The sequence below is a fragment of the Actinomyces sp. oral taxon 170 str. F0386 genome (genome assembly GCF_000195595.1).
GTDB lineage: Bacteria > Actinomycetota > Actinomycetes > Actinomycetales > Actinomycetaceae > Actinomyces.
This window is the reverse complement of record NZ_GL882553.1, coordinates 4,154-21,798: the sequence shown is the minus strand read 5'-3', so window position 1 is coordinate 21,798 and position 17,645 is coordinate 4,154. Positions and strand designations below refer to the sequence as shown.

Sequence of the window (17,645 nt, the reverse complement as noted above, 5' to 3'; positions counted from 1 at the left end):
TCCTGTCTCAGACCTACCCCACGGCCCGGCAACGAGCTCACCACTGGGAGGGGACATGTCGGTGACCGCATCGCCGACGCCGTCGTGCCCGCTCCACGAGACCGGCACCTGCCGCTCCTGCCCCCACCTGTCCCTGCCGCTGCCAGTCCAGCTGGTCGCCAAGCAGTCCCGCGTGGCCGCGCTGCTGGCCGAGCACGTCCCGGCCGACCTGTGGGAGACACCGGCCGCGAGCGCCCCGGAACGCTTCCGCAACAAGGCGAAGATGGCGGTGGCCGGGACCACCGCCCGCCCCACCCTGGGGATCCTCGACGCCGCCGGCCACGGCGTCGACCTGCGCACCTGCCCGCTGCACGTGCCGGCGATCGAGGCGGCCCTGCCGGTCCTGGCCGACCTCGTCACCGACCTGGGCCTGCACCCCTATGACGTGCCCGCCCGCCGCGGCGAGCTCAAGCACATCCTGGTGACGGCCTCGCCCGACGACGACCTCATGGTGCGGTTCGTCCTGCGCTCCCGGCGCCATGTGGGCCACCTGCGCGCGGCTCTGCCGGACCTGCGCCGGTCCCTGCCCCAACTGGCGGTGGCCGGTGTCAACATCCAGGGCGTCCACCAGGCCGTCATCGAGGGACCCGAGGAGATCGTGCTGACCGAGGAGGACCGCCTCCTCATGCGCCTGAGCCTGCCGGCATCGTCTGGGGGTGCCTCAGCCGTCCGGTGCGCCGATGACGTCGAGCTGCCGCTCTACCTGCCGACCCGTTCCTTCTTCCAGACCAACACGGCCGTGGCCGAGGCGCTCTACGCCACCGCCCGCTCCTGGGTCGAGGAGTCCGAACCGGCCCGGGTGTGGGACCTGTTCTGCGGGGTCGGCGGATTCGCCCTGGCCCTGGCGGCTCCGGGACGTCGGGTGCTGGGTGTGGAGGTCTCGGCGTCGGCCATTGACGGGGCGCACGCGGCCGCCGCTCTCATGGGTCTGGATCCGGCACTCGTGCGCTTCGAGGCCGGGGACGCCCGAGTCCTGGACCCGGCCGCTCCAGGAGCCGGTGCCTTAGGAGTCTGCGGTGCCCGGGGCCCGGACCTGCTCGTGGTCAACCCGCCGAGGCGCGGGATCGGGGAGCGGTTGGCCGGACGGATCGAGGCATCCGGCGTGGAGCGGGTGCTCTACTCCTCCTGCAACCCGCGGACGCTGGCGGCGGACCTCGCGCGCCTGCCCTCGATGCGGGTGGTGCGCTCCCGTCTGTTCGACATGTTCCCGCACACCGACCACGCCGAGGTACTCGTCGAGCTGGTCCGTGGCTAGATGGTTGGTTCCAAGGGGGCGCGGCCCGAGGCGGGCTCCGGCGTGCGGCTACTCGAGCTCGCCCAGGGCGGCGCGCACGTCGGCCAGGCAGGTGTTGATGGCGTCCGCCTCGTAGGGGACCTCGAGGTCGCGCACGCGCACGGCCAGGTCGGCCAGGCCCCGGGCCTCGCCGAAGCCCTGGCCGGCCAGGGTGCGGGCGGTGGCCACGGAGTCGGCCTGCCCTGCGCCGGCGGCCGCGGCCGCCTCGACCAGCTCCAGGATCGGGGTCTGGATGACGCCGAGGTCCTCGGCCACGAGATCCAGCTCGCCACCCACGAGCTCGCGGCGCGCATCCAGCAGGGCCACGCGCTCGGTCAGGGCGTCGGCGCCGTCGCTCAGCGCCGAGCACAGCTCGGTGAGGCTGCCGACGGCGTCGTTGGCGTCGACCTCGTCCTGCCCCTCGATGATCTGGAGGGCGAAGATCCCGGCGGCCAGGTTGTGCAGGCGGGCCAGGGCGACGCGGAAGCTCACTGAGTCCAGGTCACCGCGCAGCTCCTCGATCTGGCTGCGCAACGGGTGGAGCTGCTCGGAGCACTCCAGGACCAGGGCGTCGACCTGCCGGCAGCGCTCGTCGACGTCGTCGACCCGGGGCCCGCCCCCGAGGACCGCGACATCCGCCCCGACGGCCCGCATGGCCTCGCGCAGGGCGCCCAGGCGGGCTGAGAGCGCCTCGATCTCACCGGCCCGCCTGCCCAGGAGGTCGACGAGCCGCTGCCCCTCCTGGAGGATGCCGACGAGCCCGGCGGTCTCGGCCTCGATCCGGCTCATGGCGGACAGGATCCGGGCCACGGGGCCCTCGGCCTGCGGGCTGTCGGGGATGCCGACGCCGTGGGCCAGGAGCGCGCCGACCTCGGCGACCAGCACCCGGCGGGTGAAGTCGATGGCGTCGGCGTAGCCCAGCCCCTGCAGCTCGGCCTGGAGGGCGGCCTGTCCGGCGGCGGCCACCTCCCGGCGGGTGGAGCCGGCCGCGGCGGAGGCCTCCTCGACGTCGCGAACCCGGGCGTAGGCGGCCTCGACGTCGTCGCGCAGGTCGGTGAGCATTGGCAGGGTGCGCACGGACAGGTAGCCGGAGCCGGAGGGCACGATCGTGGCGAAGACGCGGTAGCGGCCGTCGTCGGAGGAGCGGTTGGTGATGTAGGCGCTGGCGGCCCGGCCCTCCTCGATGGCGTCCCAGATGGAGCGGAACAGGCCGGCGGGCATGTCCGCGTGCCGCACGACGTTGTGGGCCCGCCCCACCAGGGCGCCGCGCGGGTAGCCGGACAGGCGCATGAATGTGGAGTTGGCGCGGCGGATGCGACCGTGGGAGTCCGTGGTGGAGAAGAAGAGCTCGTCGGCGGCGAAGACGTGCTCATCGGGGGCGGCGGACTCGACCATGAGTGACCTTCCTTGAGGGCGGGCGCGGATGCGGGGCGGAAGCTGGGTGAGAGCGGACGGGCGGCGGTGCCTGCGGAACCGTCGTGGGACCTTGGTCGGAAGCCTACTCGTGCCCCGGGCACGAGGCGGCCGAACCCGGTGGGGCGACGCATCACAGTGATCCGGCTGATTCCTGCCGATCGAGCAGACGGAGTCGGTATCCCCGGGTGCCCAGTGCGGGCACCGCCGGGGATCAGTCCCCATGCCGGGTGCCCGCCAAGTCTCTGACAGCCGGCGAAACCGTCCCTAGCCTGGCCCTATGACCTCGTCTGAGTCCATGAGCCCTCCCGGCTCCGACCGCCGTGGACGGTCCTGTCCGCCTCGCCGCCACCTGCTGGCGCTGGCCGCCCTGGCTCCTGCGGCCGCGGCGCTGCTGGGAGCGTGTTCGTCGGCGTCCGGCAAGGCGTTGACCTCCAAGATCGCCCACGAGACGACGATGCCCTCCGACGTCGCCCCGCAGGTGGCCAGCGCGGCCGCCGCCTGCGACCAGCTCGGCGGAGGGCTCCTGGCCCACTACCTCAAGGCGGACTCATCGACGACGGCGATGGCCTCCCCACTCAGCCTCGCCCTGACCCTGGCGATCCTGGCCGACGGCGCCACCGACGCCGCCACCCAGGGCTATGACTCGATTCTGGGGCTGTCGGGTGAGGACCGCGACCGGGCGTGGTCGGCCATTCAGAACTCCCTCAACCGCTACGACGGCGACCTCAAGGGCTTCGACCCGGACAAGATCCCGGACAAGCCGCTCGTCCACCTGGCCAACCACGTCCTCATCGCCGACGAGAAGGATCTCGAGGTCAAGCAGTCCTACCTCGATGAGGTCCTGCGCTGGTTCTCCGCCGAGATCGAGCAGGTCGGCCTGGACTCCATGAAGGAGAACCTCGACGCCTGGGCCTCGCGCAACACGGCCGGTCTCATCCCGCGCAGCGGCATCACCATCACGAAGGACACCCGCCTGGTGGTGCAGAACGCCCTGCTCTTCTCAGCCCAGTGGGACTCCCCCTTCAAGGCCGAGGACACCTCGCCGCAGGACTTCACGCTCGCCGGCGGCAAGACCGTCAAGGCCAACCTCATGCACGACACCCGTTCCATTCCCTACACCACCGGCCAGGGCTGGGCGGCGGTGCGCCTGAAGTACGCCAGTGGTGAGGACGGTACGGACTCCAACCTCGCCCTCGACGTCGTCCTGCCCGACGCCGGAACCCCGCCGTCCGCCATGGATGCCGGGACGTGGGCGGCGGCGTCGAAGGCCCTCGATGAGGCCGAGGCCCGCGAGGTGAGGCTGGCCCTGCCCAAGGTGGATCTCACCTCCGAGCCCAAGGAGCTTCTCGACTTCCTCAAGGAGCAGGGGCTCAAGCCCGATGGCCTGGACCGGATCGCGCCTGAGCTCACGCTGGCGCAGGTGGTCCAGCAGGTGCGCCTCATCCTGGACGAGGAGGGTACGGTGGCCGCCGCCCTCACTGAGGGAGGGGTGGAGGCCATGGCGGCGCCGGAGCCGGACAAACCGGTCGAGCTCACGGTGGACCACCCCTACGTGCTGCGGCTACGGGACCTGACCAGTGGCACCGCCCTACTGGAGGCCGCCGTCATGAACCCCACCGTCAAGACGATCGGCGCCTCGGCCTGACCGGGCCCTGACCGCGCCGCCCGGCGCCGACCGACACGGCCCACCGCATTCTTCCGATCGGTGGGGCCGGTTCACCGCCCGGAGCACCTCCAGACGGTAGGCTCCAGGGCTGACAGGGAACCGTTGCGGAAGCACCCGCTGCGGCCCGCCGCCTCTTTCCAACCAGCAGGAGAACTCCTCATGACCGTCGAGCTCGTCACCACCTCCAGCCCGGAGATCGTCGAGGCCATGGAGCGCCTCATCCCACAGCTCTCCCGCAGCGCCCCGGCGCTGAGCGCCGAGCAGTGCGAGGCCTTCATCGCCCAGGAGGGGGTCTTCCTCTTCGTCTTCCGCCCCGAGGCCGAGGTCGGCCAGAGCGCCCCGATCCTGGGCATGCTCACCCTGGCGACCTTCACGATCCCCACGGGCCTGCGCGCCTGGGTGGAGGACGTCGTCGTCGACGGCGAGGCCCGCGGCCAGGGCGCCGGCCAGGCCCTCGTGACGGCCGCCGTCGAGCACGCGGGGAAGATGGGGGCGCGCACCGTGGACCTCACCTCCCGCCCCTCGCGCGAGGCCGCCAACCGCCTCTACCGCCGCGCCGGCTTCGAGCTGCGGGAGACCAACGTCTACCGCTATGCCCAGGCCTGAGCAGCGAGGCACGCCTCCGCGCGCCTTCAGGCCATGAGGGCGTCGATGAGGGCGGCCACGCTCGGGGTGGTACGTCCACCGGCGGCCTCGACGACGACGTCCGGGGCTCCGTCGATGGCGTAGGAGACGTCGGCGCACTCGAACATCGAGATGTCGTTCCAGGAGTCGCCCACGGCGGCCACCTCACTGATCTCCACGCCCCGATCGGCGAGGAGCACGGCGAGCCGGGCCAGTCCCGTCCCCTTGGACTCCCCGGCCGCCGTGACGTCGACGAAGCCGGTCGAGCGGGTGCAGCTGATGCCCTCGACCGTCTCCTCCAGGCCCCGGGCCAGTGCCTCGGCGGCCCGGGGATCGGGGACGTGCAGCGGCATCGAGGTGACCCCGAGGCCCGCGACCTGCGACAGGGGCGCCGCGGTAAAGCGGTCGGCGGGCGTGCGCTGGTCGGTGGACAAGCCGATCGGGTCGTCCAGGACGTAGTCGCGATCGAGGGTCGAGGCGAAGACGGACACCGGCGCCCGGCTGACGACACCGACCGCCCGGGTCACGGCCCGCACCTGGTCGGCCTCCAGCGTCCGAGTGCGGTGCACCTGACCGGCGGCATCGATGACGGTCGTGCCCGTGGCGCACACGGCGTAGTCATAGTCCAGCCCGATGGTCGTCGAGGCCCGGGCCACCTCGACGGCGTGCTGGACCAGCCGCACCGAGCGACCCGTGGCCAGGACCAGAAGGTTGCCGGCCTCGCGCCAGCGCACGAGGGCCTCGGCGTCGGCCTGCCCGAGGGCGTGGTGGAAGACGAGAGTGCCGTCAAGATCCGTGGCGAGCAGACGCATGCCGGCGAGCATAGCTCGCGCTCCCCGAGACCGCCCCGCGCATCAGCACATCGACGCCTCAGCACTTCGACAGAATCTTCATAAATGACCCGGAGCCGCGTCGTTTGTGAAGATTCTGTCGAAGTGTGTGGGGCCTAGACCGTCGGTCGCCCCATGAGGGAGTCAATGAGGTCCGCCAGGCTGGAGACCGTGCCGTCGCACTGGGCCACCACCTCCGGCGGGGACCACGGCAGGGCGTAGGAGTGGTCGGCGGCGGCGTGCATGGAGATGTCGTTCCAGGAGTCCCCGATGGACCAGGTCTCGATGGGCTCAACCGGTTGCTCGGCCGCCCCTGAGGCGGCGACGTGGGCGGCGTTGTCAGCGTGGTCAGCGGAGCCGTCCCCAGCCTCGCCGGACGACTCCGGGGCGGGCGGCTCGTTGAGGCTCGCCACCAGCCGTCCGAGCCCCGCCCCCTTGGAGGCGGAGGCGGGGACGACGTCGATGAAGTCCTGGTTGCGGAAGCCCACCGCCTGCCCCTCCCAGCGACGGCGCAGGTAGGTCTCGGTGCGGGCGGCCGTCTCGGAGTCGGTGAAGCGCATCGGCACGCCGATGATCTCGCGTCCCTCCAGGTCGCGCCGGGTAGCCGGGCGGAACAGGGTGAGCAGATCGGATCCGGAGCCGATCGTGTCGTAGATGAGCAGGTCCTCGTCCAGACCGGTGGTGAACACGGTGACGCCCGGCATCCCCTCGACGAAGTCGAGGATGTCCTCGACGACGCCGGACGGCAGGGCCGTGGAGTGGCGCACCCTGATGTCCTCGTCCACGATGGCCGCCCCCGTGTAGAGGATGGCGTTGTCGAACTCCAGGCCCATGGGCACCACCACGTGCTCCAGCGCCGAGACCGACCTGCCGGTGTTGATGACCAGGAGGTTGCCGGCAGCCCGCCACCTGGCCATGGCCTCGCGGTCGCGCAACGGGATCGACCCGTTGAAGACGATGGTGCCGTCCAGGTCGGTGGAGATGAGCCTGCGTGGCATGGGAATCCTTTCCGTTCAGGTGCCGCCGGTCCTCAGCCGTCTCAAAGCGGCCTGCGAGCCGCCCAGGAGCTGTTCAGGAGCCGTCAGCAGCCTTATTCTCCCCGACCGTTGCGGCCGCGTCCGCGGACTCGTCATCCACCGATATCTCGCTCCGGCCGGTGTCGGCCTCGCGGCGGGCCTTCTTCTCCGCCTTGCGGGCCTTCTTGGCCTGCTTCTTGTCCGCACGCTCCTGGCGCTCGCGGGCCCACTGGGCGTAGCCCTCCAGGAGCGTGCGGGAGGCGGGGGTGAGGATCTTGTTGTCCTCGAGCAGGCCCTCGGCGCGCAGGGTCATGAACTGCAGGTACTCGGGGTTGCGGGTGAGCCCGTACTGCTTCTTGGCCTCTTCGAGGTCGGAGACGTCGCGGCGCACCTGACGCTCGATCAGGGCCCGCCCGCCCATGAGGAAGATGGCCACGACGAGGGCCAGGATCGAGCCGATCCCCCGGGTGAAGGGGTAGAGGATGCAGGCGATGACCATGAGCCAGGTGACATACTTACCCATGGAGTGGGTGTAGCCGTGCCAGCGGTCGTCGTCCCCGGTGGCCCAGGTGCGGATCTTGGCGGGGCCGTCGGGGTCTCCGCCGTTGAACCAGTCGCGTGCCCGGGTGCCCAGGGTCCTTGCGCCGTCGGTCTTGCTGCTGTCACTCATGCCGGTCGCCTTCCAGGATCGTGGTGATGAGCTCGGCCATGGAGCCCACGGTCGTCTCGCACGCGGCCGTTACCTCCGGCGGGGACCAGGGCAGGGCGACGGCGTGGTCGGCGAGGGCGTGCATGTCCAGGTCGTTCCAGGAGTCGCCGATGGTCCAGACCTCGACCTCCCGCCCCGCCAGGGGCCCGTCCAGGAGGGCGCGCAGGCCCGCGCCCTTGGTGGCGCCGGCGGGTACGAGGTCGAGGAACTCCTGGTTGCGGTGGCAGTCCAGGACGCCCTCCCAGCGCTGGGTGAGGTCTTGCTGGAGGCGCTCACGCAGGGCGTCGTCGGTGACGAGCAGGGGCACGCCGATGAAGCGGTGGGTGTCCATCTCCTCCAGGGTCATGTGCTCGAAGACCGCGAGGATGGAGGAGATCTCGTCGTCGTTGTCGGCCAGGATGTAGTCGGTCTCGATGGTGGTGGCGTAGGTGGTCACCCCCGGCAGGTCAATGGTGCGGGTGGCCACGTCGCGGGCGACGCCGTCGGGCAGGTAGCGGGCGGAGAGGACCTGGTAGCTGCTGTCGATGAGGACCGCCCCGGTGAAGACGACGCCGTAGTCGAAGTGGATGCCCAAAGGCTCGAGGACGTCTCGGGTGGCGAAGGAGGACTTGCCGGTGTCGACGGCCAGGAGGTTGCCGGCGGCCCGCCAGCGGGCCATGGCCTCGCGGTCGGCCGGGGAGACGGAGCGGTCGAAGACGATGGTGGCGTCCAGGTCGGTGACGAGGAGTCGGGTCACGCTGGTTCCTTGCTGCAGGGGGACGTGGAGGGCGGGGCCGAGAGGAGCGGGAGACGACGTCGGACAGGACGGATGATGTGCTGGTAGAACCCGGCAGGGCCTCGCGCATTCTACCGAGTGCGCGGAGCGGGGAAGCCCCTATCCGGGTCTTCCCCGCTCCGTGGCGAGTGGCGTGAGACGGCTGTCAGGCTCCCGGCACTCCCAGGACGTGGGCCCAGCGCCCCAGGATGCCGATAACGAACATGCCCAGGATGATCCACAGGGCGTTGACCTTCTTGTTAAGCAGCCACATGCACAGGAAGGTGAGCCCCAGCGCCGCCAGGCCGGGCAGCAACTGGTTGAGGACGTCCTGAAGAGTCGTCGTTGTAACGATATGAGTCTCTCGGTTCTCGACCTTAGAGACCACCAGCGGGAAATAGATCTTGGTCCACTGCGACACCAGCGCGCCCATGACGAACAGACCCATGATGGCGGCCATCTGGGTGATCTTCTTGAGCTGGCCGCCGCCGACCTCGGTGACCAGGGTGGTCCCCCGCTCGTAACCGACCTTCAGGCCGTACCAGCGAGTGAGAACGCGCAGGACGTTGATGCCGACGAAGAACAGCAGCGGACCCAAGAAGGAGCCGTTGAGAGCCAACGACGCGCCCAAGGCCGCCAGGACGGGGCGGGCGGTGCCCCAGAAGATGGGGTCGCCGATACCGGCAACCGGCCCCATGAGGCCGATCTTGACGTTGGTGATGGCATCCTCACCAATGTCCTCGCCCTTGGACTTCTGCTCCTCCATGGCGGCGGTGACGCCGAAGATGACGGAGGAGGCCCAGGGGTGGGTGTTGTAGAACTCCAGGTGCCGCTTGAGGGCGGCGGCCTCGGCGGCCTTGTCGCCGCGATAGACCTTCCGGATGGCCGGCATAAGCGTGTAGCAGAAGCCCATGGCCTGCATGCGCTCGAAGTTGAAGGAGCCGAGCAGGAAGGTGGAGCGCCAGTACATCCGCATGAGATCGCGGTTGTCGAGCATCTTCTCCGACGTCGCCGGAGCGGTTTCAGTAGTCATCAGAATCGTCCTTCTTCCAGCTCAGTCGAGCTCGTCGTCGAGGTCGTCGTCCAGGTCGCTGTTGGAGCCACCACCGGCTGCGGGCGAGGCAGCGGCGGGCAGACGTACGGAGTCGTGGAACTCGGGGTTGAGCTGGACGTAGATGACAGCCAGGCAGGCCCCCAGGATGCCCAGGGCCACCAGCGACACGGCGGTCGGCGTGGAGCTGACGATCCAGTCGGCCATGCCGTTGACCCCCTTATCCAACTGGTCCTCAACCTTCCCGCTGTGGGAAGTGACGGTGGTGCCGAAGGTGGCGAAGACGAAGCCCAGGAAGAAGAAGGGCATGAGCTTGCGCGCCTTCATCATATTGATGACCATGGCGTAACCGACGACGACGATGAAGCCGCCGGCGATGTTGAGCCCATCGGTGATGACCTTGGGAATGGCCTCCAGGGTATCCTTCACGGTCTCACCATCGGCCAGAATGGCAACGGCAGCCGTCGGAACGGCCACCCGAAGCCCCTGAAGACCCAGGGCGGTGAAGTGCATGATGGCGATGCCCCGATAGTTGGCCTGCTCAGCGAAGCGGTCCGCTTGATGGGCGAAGAAGATGGCGATCGTTCGCACGAAGATCGTCAGTCCTTGCCCCGCCGCAGCCACCAATACAGCCACAGTCACGGCCTGGTTAATAGCATTGCCCTGGGCGATTCCCTGGTTGACAAACACCACGGCGACAACCGTGGAGACCGTGGACGCCAGAGCGGCGTCGGGCGCCATGGCGGCACCGACGTTCATCCAGGCCAGGGCGATGAGCTCGAGGGTTCCACCGGCAACGATTCCGACGGTGGGGTTGCCCAGGGCAATACCGGTCAGGGTGCAGGCGACGAGCGGGCGGTGGAACTGCCGCTCGTCCAGGACGCTGGCCATGCCCGCGACGAATGCCACGAGCGTGACCAGAATGATCTGGATCAGGTTGATATCTTGCACGGTTCGTCTCTCTCACGTGAGGGTTGACAGGACACCCCTCCTGCTCCCGCCACCGAGGGGCGCGGGATGGGAAGTGTCAGAGGGATACTCGGGGAGGGGACGCAGGCGCGTCAGAGAGCGCGGCCCCTCAGAGCAGGCCCTTGTCCTTGAGAGCCCCCATGAGGTCGGAGCTCACGGTGGAGGGCACCTGCTGGACGTACTGCTTGATGCCGCGCGAGTCGATCTCCTTGAAGGCCTCGACGTCCTCAGGACCGGCGTAGACGGCCTGGGAGACCTGGCTGGTGCCCTGCTTGAAGGTCATGCCGCCGACGTTGACCTCCTCGGCCTCAATACCCAGATCGAGCAGGCGCACGATGTCGGCCGGGGTCTCGACGACGATGACGGCCTTGAGGTTCTCGTACTTGGGGTTCTTGTAGACGCGGGCGGCCTTCTCAACGCCCAGCACGTGCACCTTCACCTTGCCGCCACCGGTCTGCAGCATGAGGGTCTTGCGCAGCTCGTCGTTGGCGGCGCCGTCGGAGACGGCGAGGATGGCCTCGGCCCCCAGGGATCCAGCCCAGTTGTTGGCGACCTGTCCGTGGACCAGGCGGGAATCGATACGCAGGAGCTTGATGTCCATCAGAGCTCGTCTCCTTCATCATCAGAAGTGGTGGTGGGTGCAGGGGTGAAGACCTCGGAGAGGACCTTGACGCCGTCGGTGGCGGACGTCCGGGCGGCCTCCACGAGCTCGGTGAGTCCGGCGCCAGCGAGGCGACGGGACAGGACCTCGATGACCATGGGCAGATTGACGCCGGTGACGACGTCGGCGTCCTCGCGCCCCGCCGCGAAACGGGCCGCAGCGTTGTAAGGGCTGCCGCCGAAGAGGTCGACGAGGATGAGGTGCTCCTGGCTGGGAGACGCCTCGACCGCGGCGGTGTACTTCGCCAGCAGGTCATCGGGCCCCTCGGAGGGGTCGAAGGTGACGGCGACGACGTCGTCACTGGGGCCGACGATCATCGCAGCAGAGGCGACGAGGCCTTCAGCCAGGTGTCCGTGAGCAGCTATGACCAGGGAAGCCATGGGCGGGAACCTTTTCCATCCGGGCTGCCGCCGAGGACTTGTGAGGTCTGGGCAACAGCGACGTGTGTGACATGGCGACGATAGAGACGATCCACGTGATCGCCACCACTCAGGTGCCCACCACTTTCACACAAAAGCACACAAAAACAACGCAGGTAACACGAGTTACCACAACGAAAAGGTGACTTTCAGGCGTAAATACGCGTTTCAAACTCATCAATCCCGAACAGGAAATGCAAGAACCGGTTGGTTGTGTTTTGCATCACTCCATAGGTCGATAGTCCCGATTCATGTCGACAACGTCACACCCGAGGCACATTGCGCTCGAGCTCGGCCAGCCAGGCCGTTGCCGCGGCGTCGGAGGGCATGCGCCAGTCCCCCCGGGGGGACAGCGAGCCGCCGGCCACCACCTTGGGCCCGTTGGGCAGGGTGGAGCGCTTGAACTGGTTGGTGAAGAAGCGCCGGTGGAACAGCTCGAGCCAGTGGCGGATCTCGGGAAGCCTGTAGGCGACCCTCTCCGCCTGCGGCAGCCCCTCGGGCCAGTCGCCGGCGGCCACGTCCGACCACGCCTTGTGCGCGAGGAAGGCGATGCGACTCGGGCGTGATCCGCGGCGCAGAACGTGCCACAGTGTGAAGTCCTGCAGGGCGTAGGGGCCGATCTTGGCCTGGGTGGACTGGATGGCCCCACCGGCCCCGGCCGGGACCAGCTCGGGGCTGATCTCGGTGTCCAGGATGGATAGCAGCGTGCGCCCAACGGCGTCGTCGAACAGCTCTTCGGCGACCACCCAGCGGATGAGGTGCTGGATGAGGGTCTTGGGAATGCCGGCGTTGACGCCGTAGTGGGCCATCTGGTCGCCCACACCGAAAGTGCACCAGCCCAGGGCGAGCTCGGAGAGGTCACCGGTGCCCAGGACGATGCCGCCGCGGTGGTTGGCGATGCGGAAGAGGAAGTCGGTGCGCAGACCTGCCTGGACGTTCTCGAAGGTGACGTCGTAAAGGTCGCGCCCGCTCGCGCCGTCGGGCAGGGCCCCGGTGCGGGCGTACTCGCCGTAGGGGTGACCCATCTCGGTGAGCATCTGGGTGGCCGTGGCCCGGATGTCGAGCTCCTCGAAGGTGCAGCCCAGGCCGACGGCGAGGTCCTCGGCGTTGCGGCGTGTGCCGGCGCTCGTGGCGAAGCCGGGCATGGTGATCGCGTGGATGTCCGAGCGCGGCCGGCCCAGGCGGTCCATGGCGCGGGCGGCGACGATGAGGGCGTGGGTGGAGTCCAGGCCGCCGCTGACGCCGATGACGATCTTGGGGTTACCGATGGCGCCCAGGCGCTGGACCAGGGCAGCCACCTGGATGTTGTAGGCCTCATAGCAGTCCTGGGCGAGGCGGGCCGGGTCGTCGGGCACGAACGGGAAGCGGTCCACACGACGGCGCAGGCCGATGTCCGTGCGCGGGGCCGCCAGGTCGGCTCTGGAGATGGCGATGCGCCGGAAGGCCGCAGGGTCGGTGAAGGTGACGGCCGCGGCCGGGGAGCCTGCGGCCGCGGTGCTCAGGGTGCGGGCGTTGTCGGCGAAGGTCCCCTGGCGCAGGCGCTCGGCGCGCAGGCCCTCGATGTCGACATCGACGACGGTGGCGCGCGGCCCGTCCGGGAAGCGCTCGGTGGAGCCGAGCAGCTCGCCGTTCTCGTAGACGAGGGTCTGACCGTCCCAGGCCAGGTCCGTGGAGGACTCGCCCTGTCCGGCGGCGGCGTAGACGTAGGCGGCCAGACCCCGGGCCGACGACGAGCGGGACAGCAGCTCGCGGTCCTCGGCCCGCCCCACGGTGATGGGCGAGCCGGAGATGTTGACCAGGACCGTCGCCCCGGCCAGAGCCGCCAGCGACGACGGCGGGACGGGCACCCACATGTCCTCGCAGACCTCGACGTGGAAGGTCAGGCCGGGGACGTCGTCGACCTCGAACAGGAGGTTCGCCCCGAAGGGGACCCGGGCGGCCGTCTCGGTGTCATCGGAGCCGTCGCGCACGCCGGGCAGCTCGATGGCGTCCACCCCGGTAGGCAGGGCGTCACCGGGGGCGAAGTGTCGCTTCTCGTAGAACTCCCGGTAGGTGGGCAGGTAGGACTTGGGGGCGACACCGCGCACCCGCCCACCCTGGATGACCAGGGCGCAGTTGTAGAGACGGTCGCCCAGGCGCAGGGGCGCGCCGACGACGAGGGCGGGAAGGAGGCCGACGCTGGCGGCGCGCAGGGTCTCGATCGCGGCGAGGACGTCGGACAGAAGGACGTCGGACAGAAGGAGGTCGTCGATGGCGTAGCCGGTCAGGCACAGCTCGGGGAAGGCGGCCAGGCAGACGCCGTCGTCGGCCAGGAACCGGGCCTGCTCAACGATGGCTGCGGCGTTGGCGGCCGGATTGACCGGCACCACGGGCAGGGTGACGGCAGCGACGCGGGCGAAGCCCTGGTCATAGGCGGAGAGGAACTCGATGTCGGCCGCAGAGTCGATCACAGAGGTGCTCGCGGCGTCATTCACGGTGTCGGTCACGACTCGATCCTCCCATCGACGGCACCTCCCCGCGAGGGCGCCACCCTCGTCGAATGCCCCTGTCGATGAGCGGGCGCACCCGGCCGCATGGAACGACCCCGCCGAGGGGCGAGTCGAGGAGTGAGCTGCGCCCACCACGTCACCCGTGGAACCGGGGGCGATGAGGTGGGCGCAGTCCATCACTCACACGTGCGCCCGCGGCGCCGCCTGGAACCGGTGGCGGCAGGGACGGGCACGCGTCAGAAGAAAGCGAGTGATGGAGAGACGGCAGGAGAGAAGCAATGAGGAGAGAGAAGAGACAGCCATCACCTTTCTTTCAACGGGGCCGGAGACTCCGACGTCATCGGCCAGTGTCGGTGGTTGTGAGTCTGGTAGGGGTCATGTTGCCGCGGCGCTAAAGGTCGCAGGAAGACTGCCACGAACGCACCCGGGCGAGCTGACGACAGTCAGTACTGGGCGGGAGCGGGCTCGTCGAGCATGAGGCACCAGGCCGCGACATAGACCAGGCACATGGGGCCGGGTAGGAGGCAGGCCAGGAGCGCCCCGATGCGCACGGCGGTGACCGGCATGCCCCAGGCCTCGGCCAGGCCTCCGCAGACACCGCCCAGAATGCGGTGCTCGCGGGAGCGGCGGGGCAGGGAGCCGCGGAAGCGGGAGAACTCACCGGACCGCCCGAAGGAGGAGCCGGCGTCGCCCTCGGAGCGGGCGGACTGGCTGAACTGACCGGGGTACTGCTGCTGTGTCATGACTACAAGTCTGGCCGCGAAGGCTCGTCACCCGCCATCGGGGAGCACCCTGAGAAGTCCCCGATGTTTCTTGGGACTCACCCCTGAGCGCTTGCCCAGAACCGGTCGACCGCGTAATTTATCATTGGCGCTAACGCGCGTTAGCGAATCAGTGCACAATGCCAGTGCGAAACACGGGCATGCAGTCCCTCGCCGCACCATCGATCCGCTCCGCGCCGGCGCCCCGCCGCGTCCGCGCGCCATCATCCACGCCGAGCCCGCTCCCCGGAGGACATGCCATGAGTCGGATCACCCGACCACTCAGCGCCCTGACCGTTTTCTGCCTGCTCGCAGCCGGCTCTACGCTGGCCTCCATGCCCGCAGCCGCAACCGGCCAGGCCCGACTGGCCCCCGCCGCCCCAGCCGCCCCTGCGGCCCCGAACGCCGACCAGGCCGGCGAGCAGTGGCGCCCGCAGAGCCACTACACCCCCCAGAAGAACTGGATGAACGACCCCAACGGACTCGTCTACTACGACGGCGAGTACCACATGTTCTACCAGTACAACCCCGAGGGCTCGGACTGGGGCAACATGTCCTGGGGCCACGCGGTCTCCAAGGACCTCGTCCACTGGGAGGAGCTGGACGTGGCGATCCCGCACACCTCCCAGTACGGGGTGTTCTCCGGCTCGGCGGTCATCGACACCAAGAACACCTCCGGCCTGGGCAGCCCGGACAACCCGGCCATGGTCGCGGTGTGGACGCGGGCCGACGTCGGCGGCAACCAGTCCCAGTCCCTGGCCTACTCCACGGACAAGGGCCGCACCTGGAACCTCTACAACAACGGTGACCCGGTCCTGGACATCGGCTCCAACGAGTTCCGCGACCCCAAGGTCTTCTGGGACGAGACCTCCGGGCGCTGGACGATGGTGGTCTCCCACGCCACCGAGCACCGCATCTCCTTCTACTCCTCACCCGACCTCATCCACTGGACCGAGCAGTCCAGCTTCGGCGGCGAGGGCATCACCTCGGCGGTGTGGGAGTGCCCGGACTTCTTCCCGCTGCCGGTGGACGGCAACTCCAAGGAGACCAAGTGGGTCCTCGTGGTCACGGTGGCCGACTCCGCCCAGTACTTCGTGGGCAGCTGGGACGGCTCCACCTTCACCCCCGACGAGATCCCCCACTACACCGGCGAGGAGGGCACGACCCTGGCCGACTTCGAGAACGGCTACACCGGCTGGAAGCCAGACGGCGCCGCCTTCGGCTCCGGACCGGCCACCGGGGACCTGCCCGGCCACCAGGGCACGGCCTACGTGGATTCCTTCGGCAGCGGCGACGCCGACACCGGCACACTGACCTCGGAGGAGTTCACCGTCTCCTCGTCCTACATCAACCTGCGCACCGCCGGCGGCAGGCACCCCTACAATCCCGAGGCCACCGGCGACAACGGCGGCGGTAAGCTCCTGGCCGGCTTCGACGGCTCCTGGGACGGCTGGACCGTGGAGGGCACCGCGTTCGGGGCCACGCCCCCTCAGGGCGCCGCCCCCGGCCAGCAACCGCTGGTCAACCACTCCAGTGCCGGGCTGCTCAACACCTACTTCGACGTCTCCACCGGGCAGGGCTCGGACGCCACCACCGGCACCGCGACCTCCCCGACCTTCACCATCGACTCCACCTACCTCAACCTCCTCATGGGCGGCGGCAACAACCCGCGTCCTGAGGGCGGCGCTGACGGCGGCTCCGGAGCGAGCGTCGTCGAGCTCGTCGTCGACGGCAAGGTGGTGCGCTCGGCCACCGGCCGCAACCTGGAGGAGCTCAACTGGCAGAGCTGGGACGTCAGCGACCTCAAGGGCAAGTCCGCCCAGATCGTCGTCACTGACACGGCCACCGGCCCCTGGGGCCACATCCTCCTGGACGAGGTGCGCGCCTCGGACAAGAAGGCCTCCCCCATCGCGGACAACACCTCGGTCAACCTCGTCGTCGACGGCAAGGTCGTCGCCTCGGCCACCGGCAACAACTCCGGGACCCTGGAGTGGACGAGCATGGACGTCTCGGCCTACAAGGGCCGCAAGGCCCGCCTCGTCATCGAGGACCACAACGGCAACGCCGAGGACTGGGGGCACCTCATGGTCGACCAGATCGTCCAGTCCGACACGAAGGCCTTCTCGGGGGCCGACGTCGTCCCGCGACTGGACTACGGCAAGGACTACTACGCGGCCGTCACCTGGGACAACACCCCCGACGGCAAGCGCTACCAGGTGGGCTGGATGAGCAACTGGGCCTACGTGCGCGATCTGCCCACCACCACCTGGCGCACCGCCATGTCGACGGTGCGCGAGCTGGGACTGACCCGGGTGGACGGCAAGCTGCGGCTGACCGCCGAGCCGATCACCGCCCTGGAGTCCCTGCGCACCGGTAAGGAGATCACCCAGGAGGACACCGACATCCCTGTGGGAGACACCTCGCTCGGCCAGGCCGCTCAGGGCACCTCCCTGGACATCAACGTGGACCTGAGCCCAGGCGACTCCTCCTTCGCCGGCCTCAAGGTCCTCGACAACGGCGAGCAGTACACCCTCGTCGGGTACGACGCCAAGACCAAGCAGGTCGTCGTGGACCGCACCCGCTCCGGGGTCACCGACTTCTCCTCGAAGTTCCCGGACCGATCCACCGCCGCCCTGTCGCCGGACGGCAAGGGGCAGGTCCACCTGCGCGTCGTTGTCGACGCCCACTCCGTGGAGGTCTTCGCCGCCGACGGCACCCCCGTCATCACCGAGACGGTCTACCCCAAGGAGGGCGCCACGAACGTCTCGCTCTACGCCGAGGGCGGCACCGCCCACCTGGACTCCCTGAGCCTGTGGCACCTGGGGCCGGCCGAGGACGCCGGTGGCGCCGCCGAGGGCCCCGGCTCCCCCGGTCCGGGTCAGCCCGCCGTCCAGAAGCCGGGGCACGGTCAGGCGGCTGCGGCGTCGGCGAGGCCGGCTGCGGCGGCCGCCGGCAACGGACGGGCAGG

The 17,645-nt window shown here is 69.5% G+C and carries 15 protein-coding genes; 4 read left to right on the top strand and 11 right to left on the bottom strand.

Going from position 1 to position 17,645, the window contains the following annotated elements:
- The first annotated feature begins 55 nt into the window (after positions 1 to 55).
- Entirely contained in the window at positions 56 to 1,294 is a 1,239-nt protein-coding gene (locus HMPREF9056_RS10365) for a methyltransferase domain-containing protein (RefSeq protein WP_009404919.1), read from the top strand.
- Positions 1,295 to 1,342: 48 nt separating this feature from the next.
- Here HMPREF9056_RS10365 and HMPREF9056_RS10360 read toward each other — a convergent pair whose 3' ends face one another.
- Positions 1,343 to 2,707: a PAS domain-containing protein gene (locus HMPREF9056_RS10360; protein WP_009404918.1), complete on the bottom strand. Its 1,365-nt coding sequence runs from the start codon at positions 2,705 to 2,707 to the stop codon at positions 1,343 to 1,345.
- A gap of 298 nt (positions 2,708 to 3,005) precedes the next feature.
- On the opposite strand from HMPREF9056_RS10360, the gene HMPREF9056_RS10355 reads away from it, so the two are divergent.
- Both HMPREF9056_RS10355 and HMPREF9056_RS10350 read left to right on the top strand, forming a co-directional pair.
- Entirely contained in the window at positions 3,006 to 4,373 is a 1,368-nt protein-coding gene (locus HMPREF9056_RS10355) for a serpin family protein (protein WP_009404917.1), read from the top strand.
- Positions 4,374 to 4,553: 180 nt separating this feature from the next.
- Positions 4,554 to 5,000 carry an N-acetyltransferase gene (locus HMPREF9056_RS10350; protein ID WP_009404916.1) on the top strand — a complete coding sequence of 149 codons (447 nt, stop codon included), beginning with the start codon at positions 4,554 to 4,556 and terminating at the stop codon, positions 4,998 to 5,000.
- A 26-nt stretch (positions 5,001 to 5,026) separates the two neighbouring features.
- On the opposite strand, the gene HMPREF9056_RS10345 is transcribed toward HMPREF9056_RS10350, so the two are convergent.
- The 10 genes from HMPREF9056_RS10345 to HMPREF9056_RS10300 all read right to left on the bottom strand — a co-directional run bounded on the left by HMPREF9056_RS10345 (position 5,027) and on the right by HMPREF9056_RS10300 (position 14,659).
- Positions 5,027 to 5,830, bottom strand: a complete 804-nt coding sequence (locus HMPREF9056_RS10345) for an HAD family hydrolase (RefSeq protein WP_253270010.1) — start codon at positions 5,828 to 5,830, stop codon at positions 5,027 to 5,029.
- A 134-nt stretch (positions 5,831 to 5,964) separates the two neighbouring features.
- Positions 5,965 to 6,846, bottom strand: coding sequence for an HAD hydrolase family protein (locus HMPREF9056_RS10340; RefSeq protein WP_009404914.1), 882 nt, complete (start codon positions 6,844 to 6,846; stop codon positions 5,965 to 5,967).
- Positions 6,847 to 6,919: 73 nt separating this feature from the next.
- On the bottom strand, positions 6,920 to 7,534 hold the full coding sequence (locus tag HMPREF9056_RS10335; protein ID WP_009404913.1) for a hypothetical protein: 615 nt from the start codon (positions 7,532 to 7,534) through the stop codon (positions 6,920 to 6,922).
- Positions 7,527 to 8,309 (bottom strand): HAD-IIB family hydrolase, encoded by a 783-nt coding sequence (locus tag HMPREF9056_RS10330; RefSeq protein WP_009404912.1) that lies wholly within the window; start codon positions 8,307 to 8,309, stop codon positions 7,527 to 7,529. The genes HMPREF9056_RS10335 and HMPREF9056_RS10330 overlap by 8 nt, the downstream gene beginning before the upstream one ends.
- 184 nt (positions 8,310 to 8,493) lie before the next feature.
- Positions 8,494 to 9,360: a PTS system mannose/fructose/sorbose family transporter subunit IID gene (locus tag HMPREF9056_RS10325; protein WP_003781610.1), complete on the bottom strand. Its 867-nt coding sequence runs from the start codon at positions 9,358 to 9,360 to the stop codon at positions 8,494 to 8,496.
- A gap of 21 nt (positions 9,361 to 9,381) precedes the next feature.
- Positions 9,382 to 10,329 carry a mannose/fructose/sorbose family PTS transporter subunit IIC gene (locus HMPREF9056_RS10320; protein ID WP_009404911.1) on the bottom strand — a complete coding sequence of 316 codons (948 nt, stop codon included), beginning with the start codon at positions 10,327 to 10,329 and terminating at the stop codon, positions 9,382 to 9,384.
- Between the two features lie 127 nt (positions 10,330 to 10,456).
- On the bottom strand, positions 10,457 to 10,948 hold the full coding sequence (locus HMPREF9056_RS10315; RefSeq protein WP_009404910.1) for a PTS sugar transporter subunit IIB: 492 nt from the start codon (positions 10,946 to 10,948) through the stop codon (positions 10,457 to 10,459).
- Positions 10,948 to 11,388 (bottom strand): PTS sugar transporter subunit IIA, encoded by a 441-nt coding sequence (locus HMPREF9056_RS10310; RefSeq protein WP_009404909.1) that lies wholly within the window; start codon positions 11,386 to 11,388, stop codon positions 10,948 to 10,950. Before HMPREF9056_RS10310 ends, HMPREF9056_RS10315 begins: the two co-directional genes overlap by 1 nt.
- Positions 11,389 to 11,690: 302 nt before the next feature.
- The gene (locus HMPREF9056_RS10305; RefSeq protein ID WP_172635266.1) at positions 11,691 to 13,913 is read right to left on the bottom strand and encodes an NAD(+) synthase; all 2,223 of its coding nucleotides are present in this window, start codon (positions 13,911 to 13,913) and stop codon (positions 11,691 to 11,693) included.
- Positions 13,914 to 14,359: 446 nt separating this feature from the next.
- Complete coding sequence (locus tag HMPREF9056_RS10300) at positions 14,360 to 14,659, bottom strand: PspC domain-containing protein (protein WP_009404906.1); 300 nt, start codon at positions 14,657 to 14,659, stop codon at positions 14,360 to 14,362.
- Between the two features lie 278 nt (positions 14,660 to 14,937).
- Between HMPREF9056_RS10300 and HMPREF9056_RS13160 the strand changes: the two genes are divergently transcribed.
- Positions 14,938 to 17,645 (top strand): GH32 C-terminal domain-containing protein (locus tag HMPREF9056_RS13160; RefSeq protein ID WP_009404905.1); only part of this gene is annotated, 2,708 nt, incomplete at its 3' end.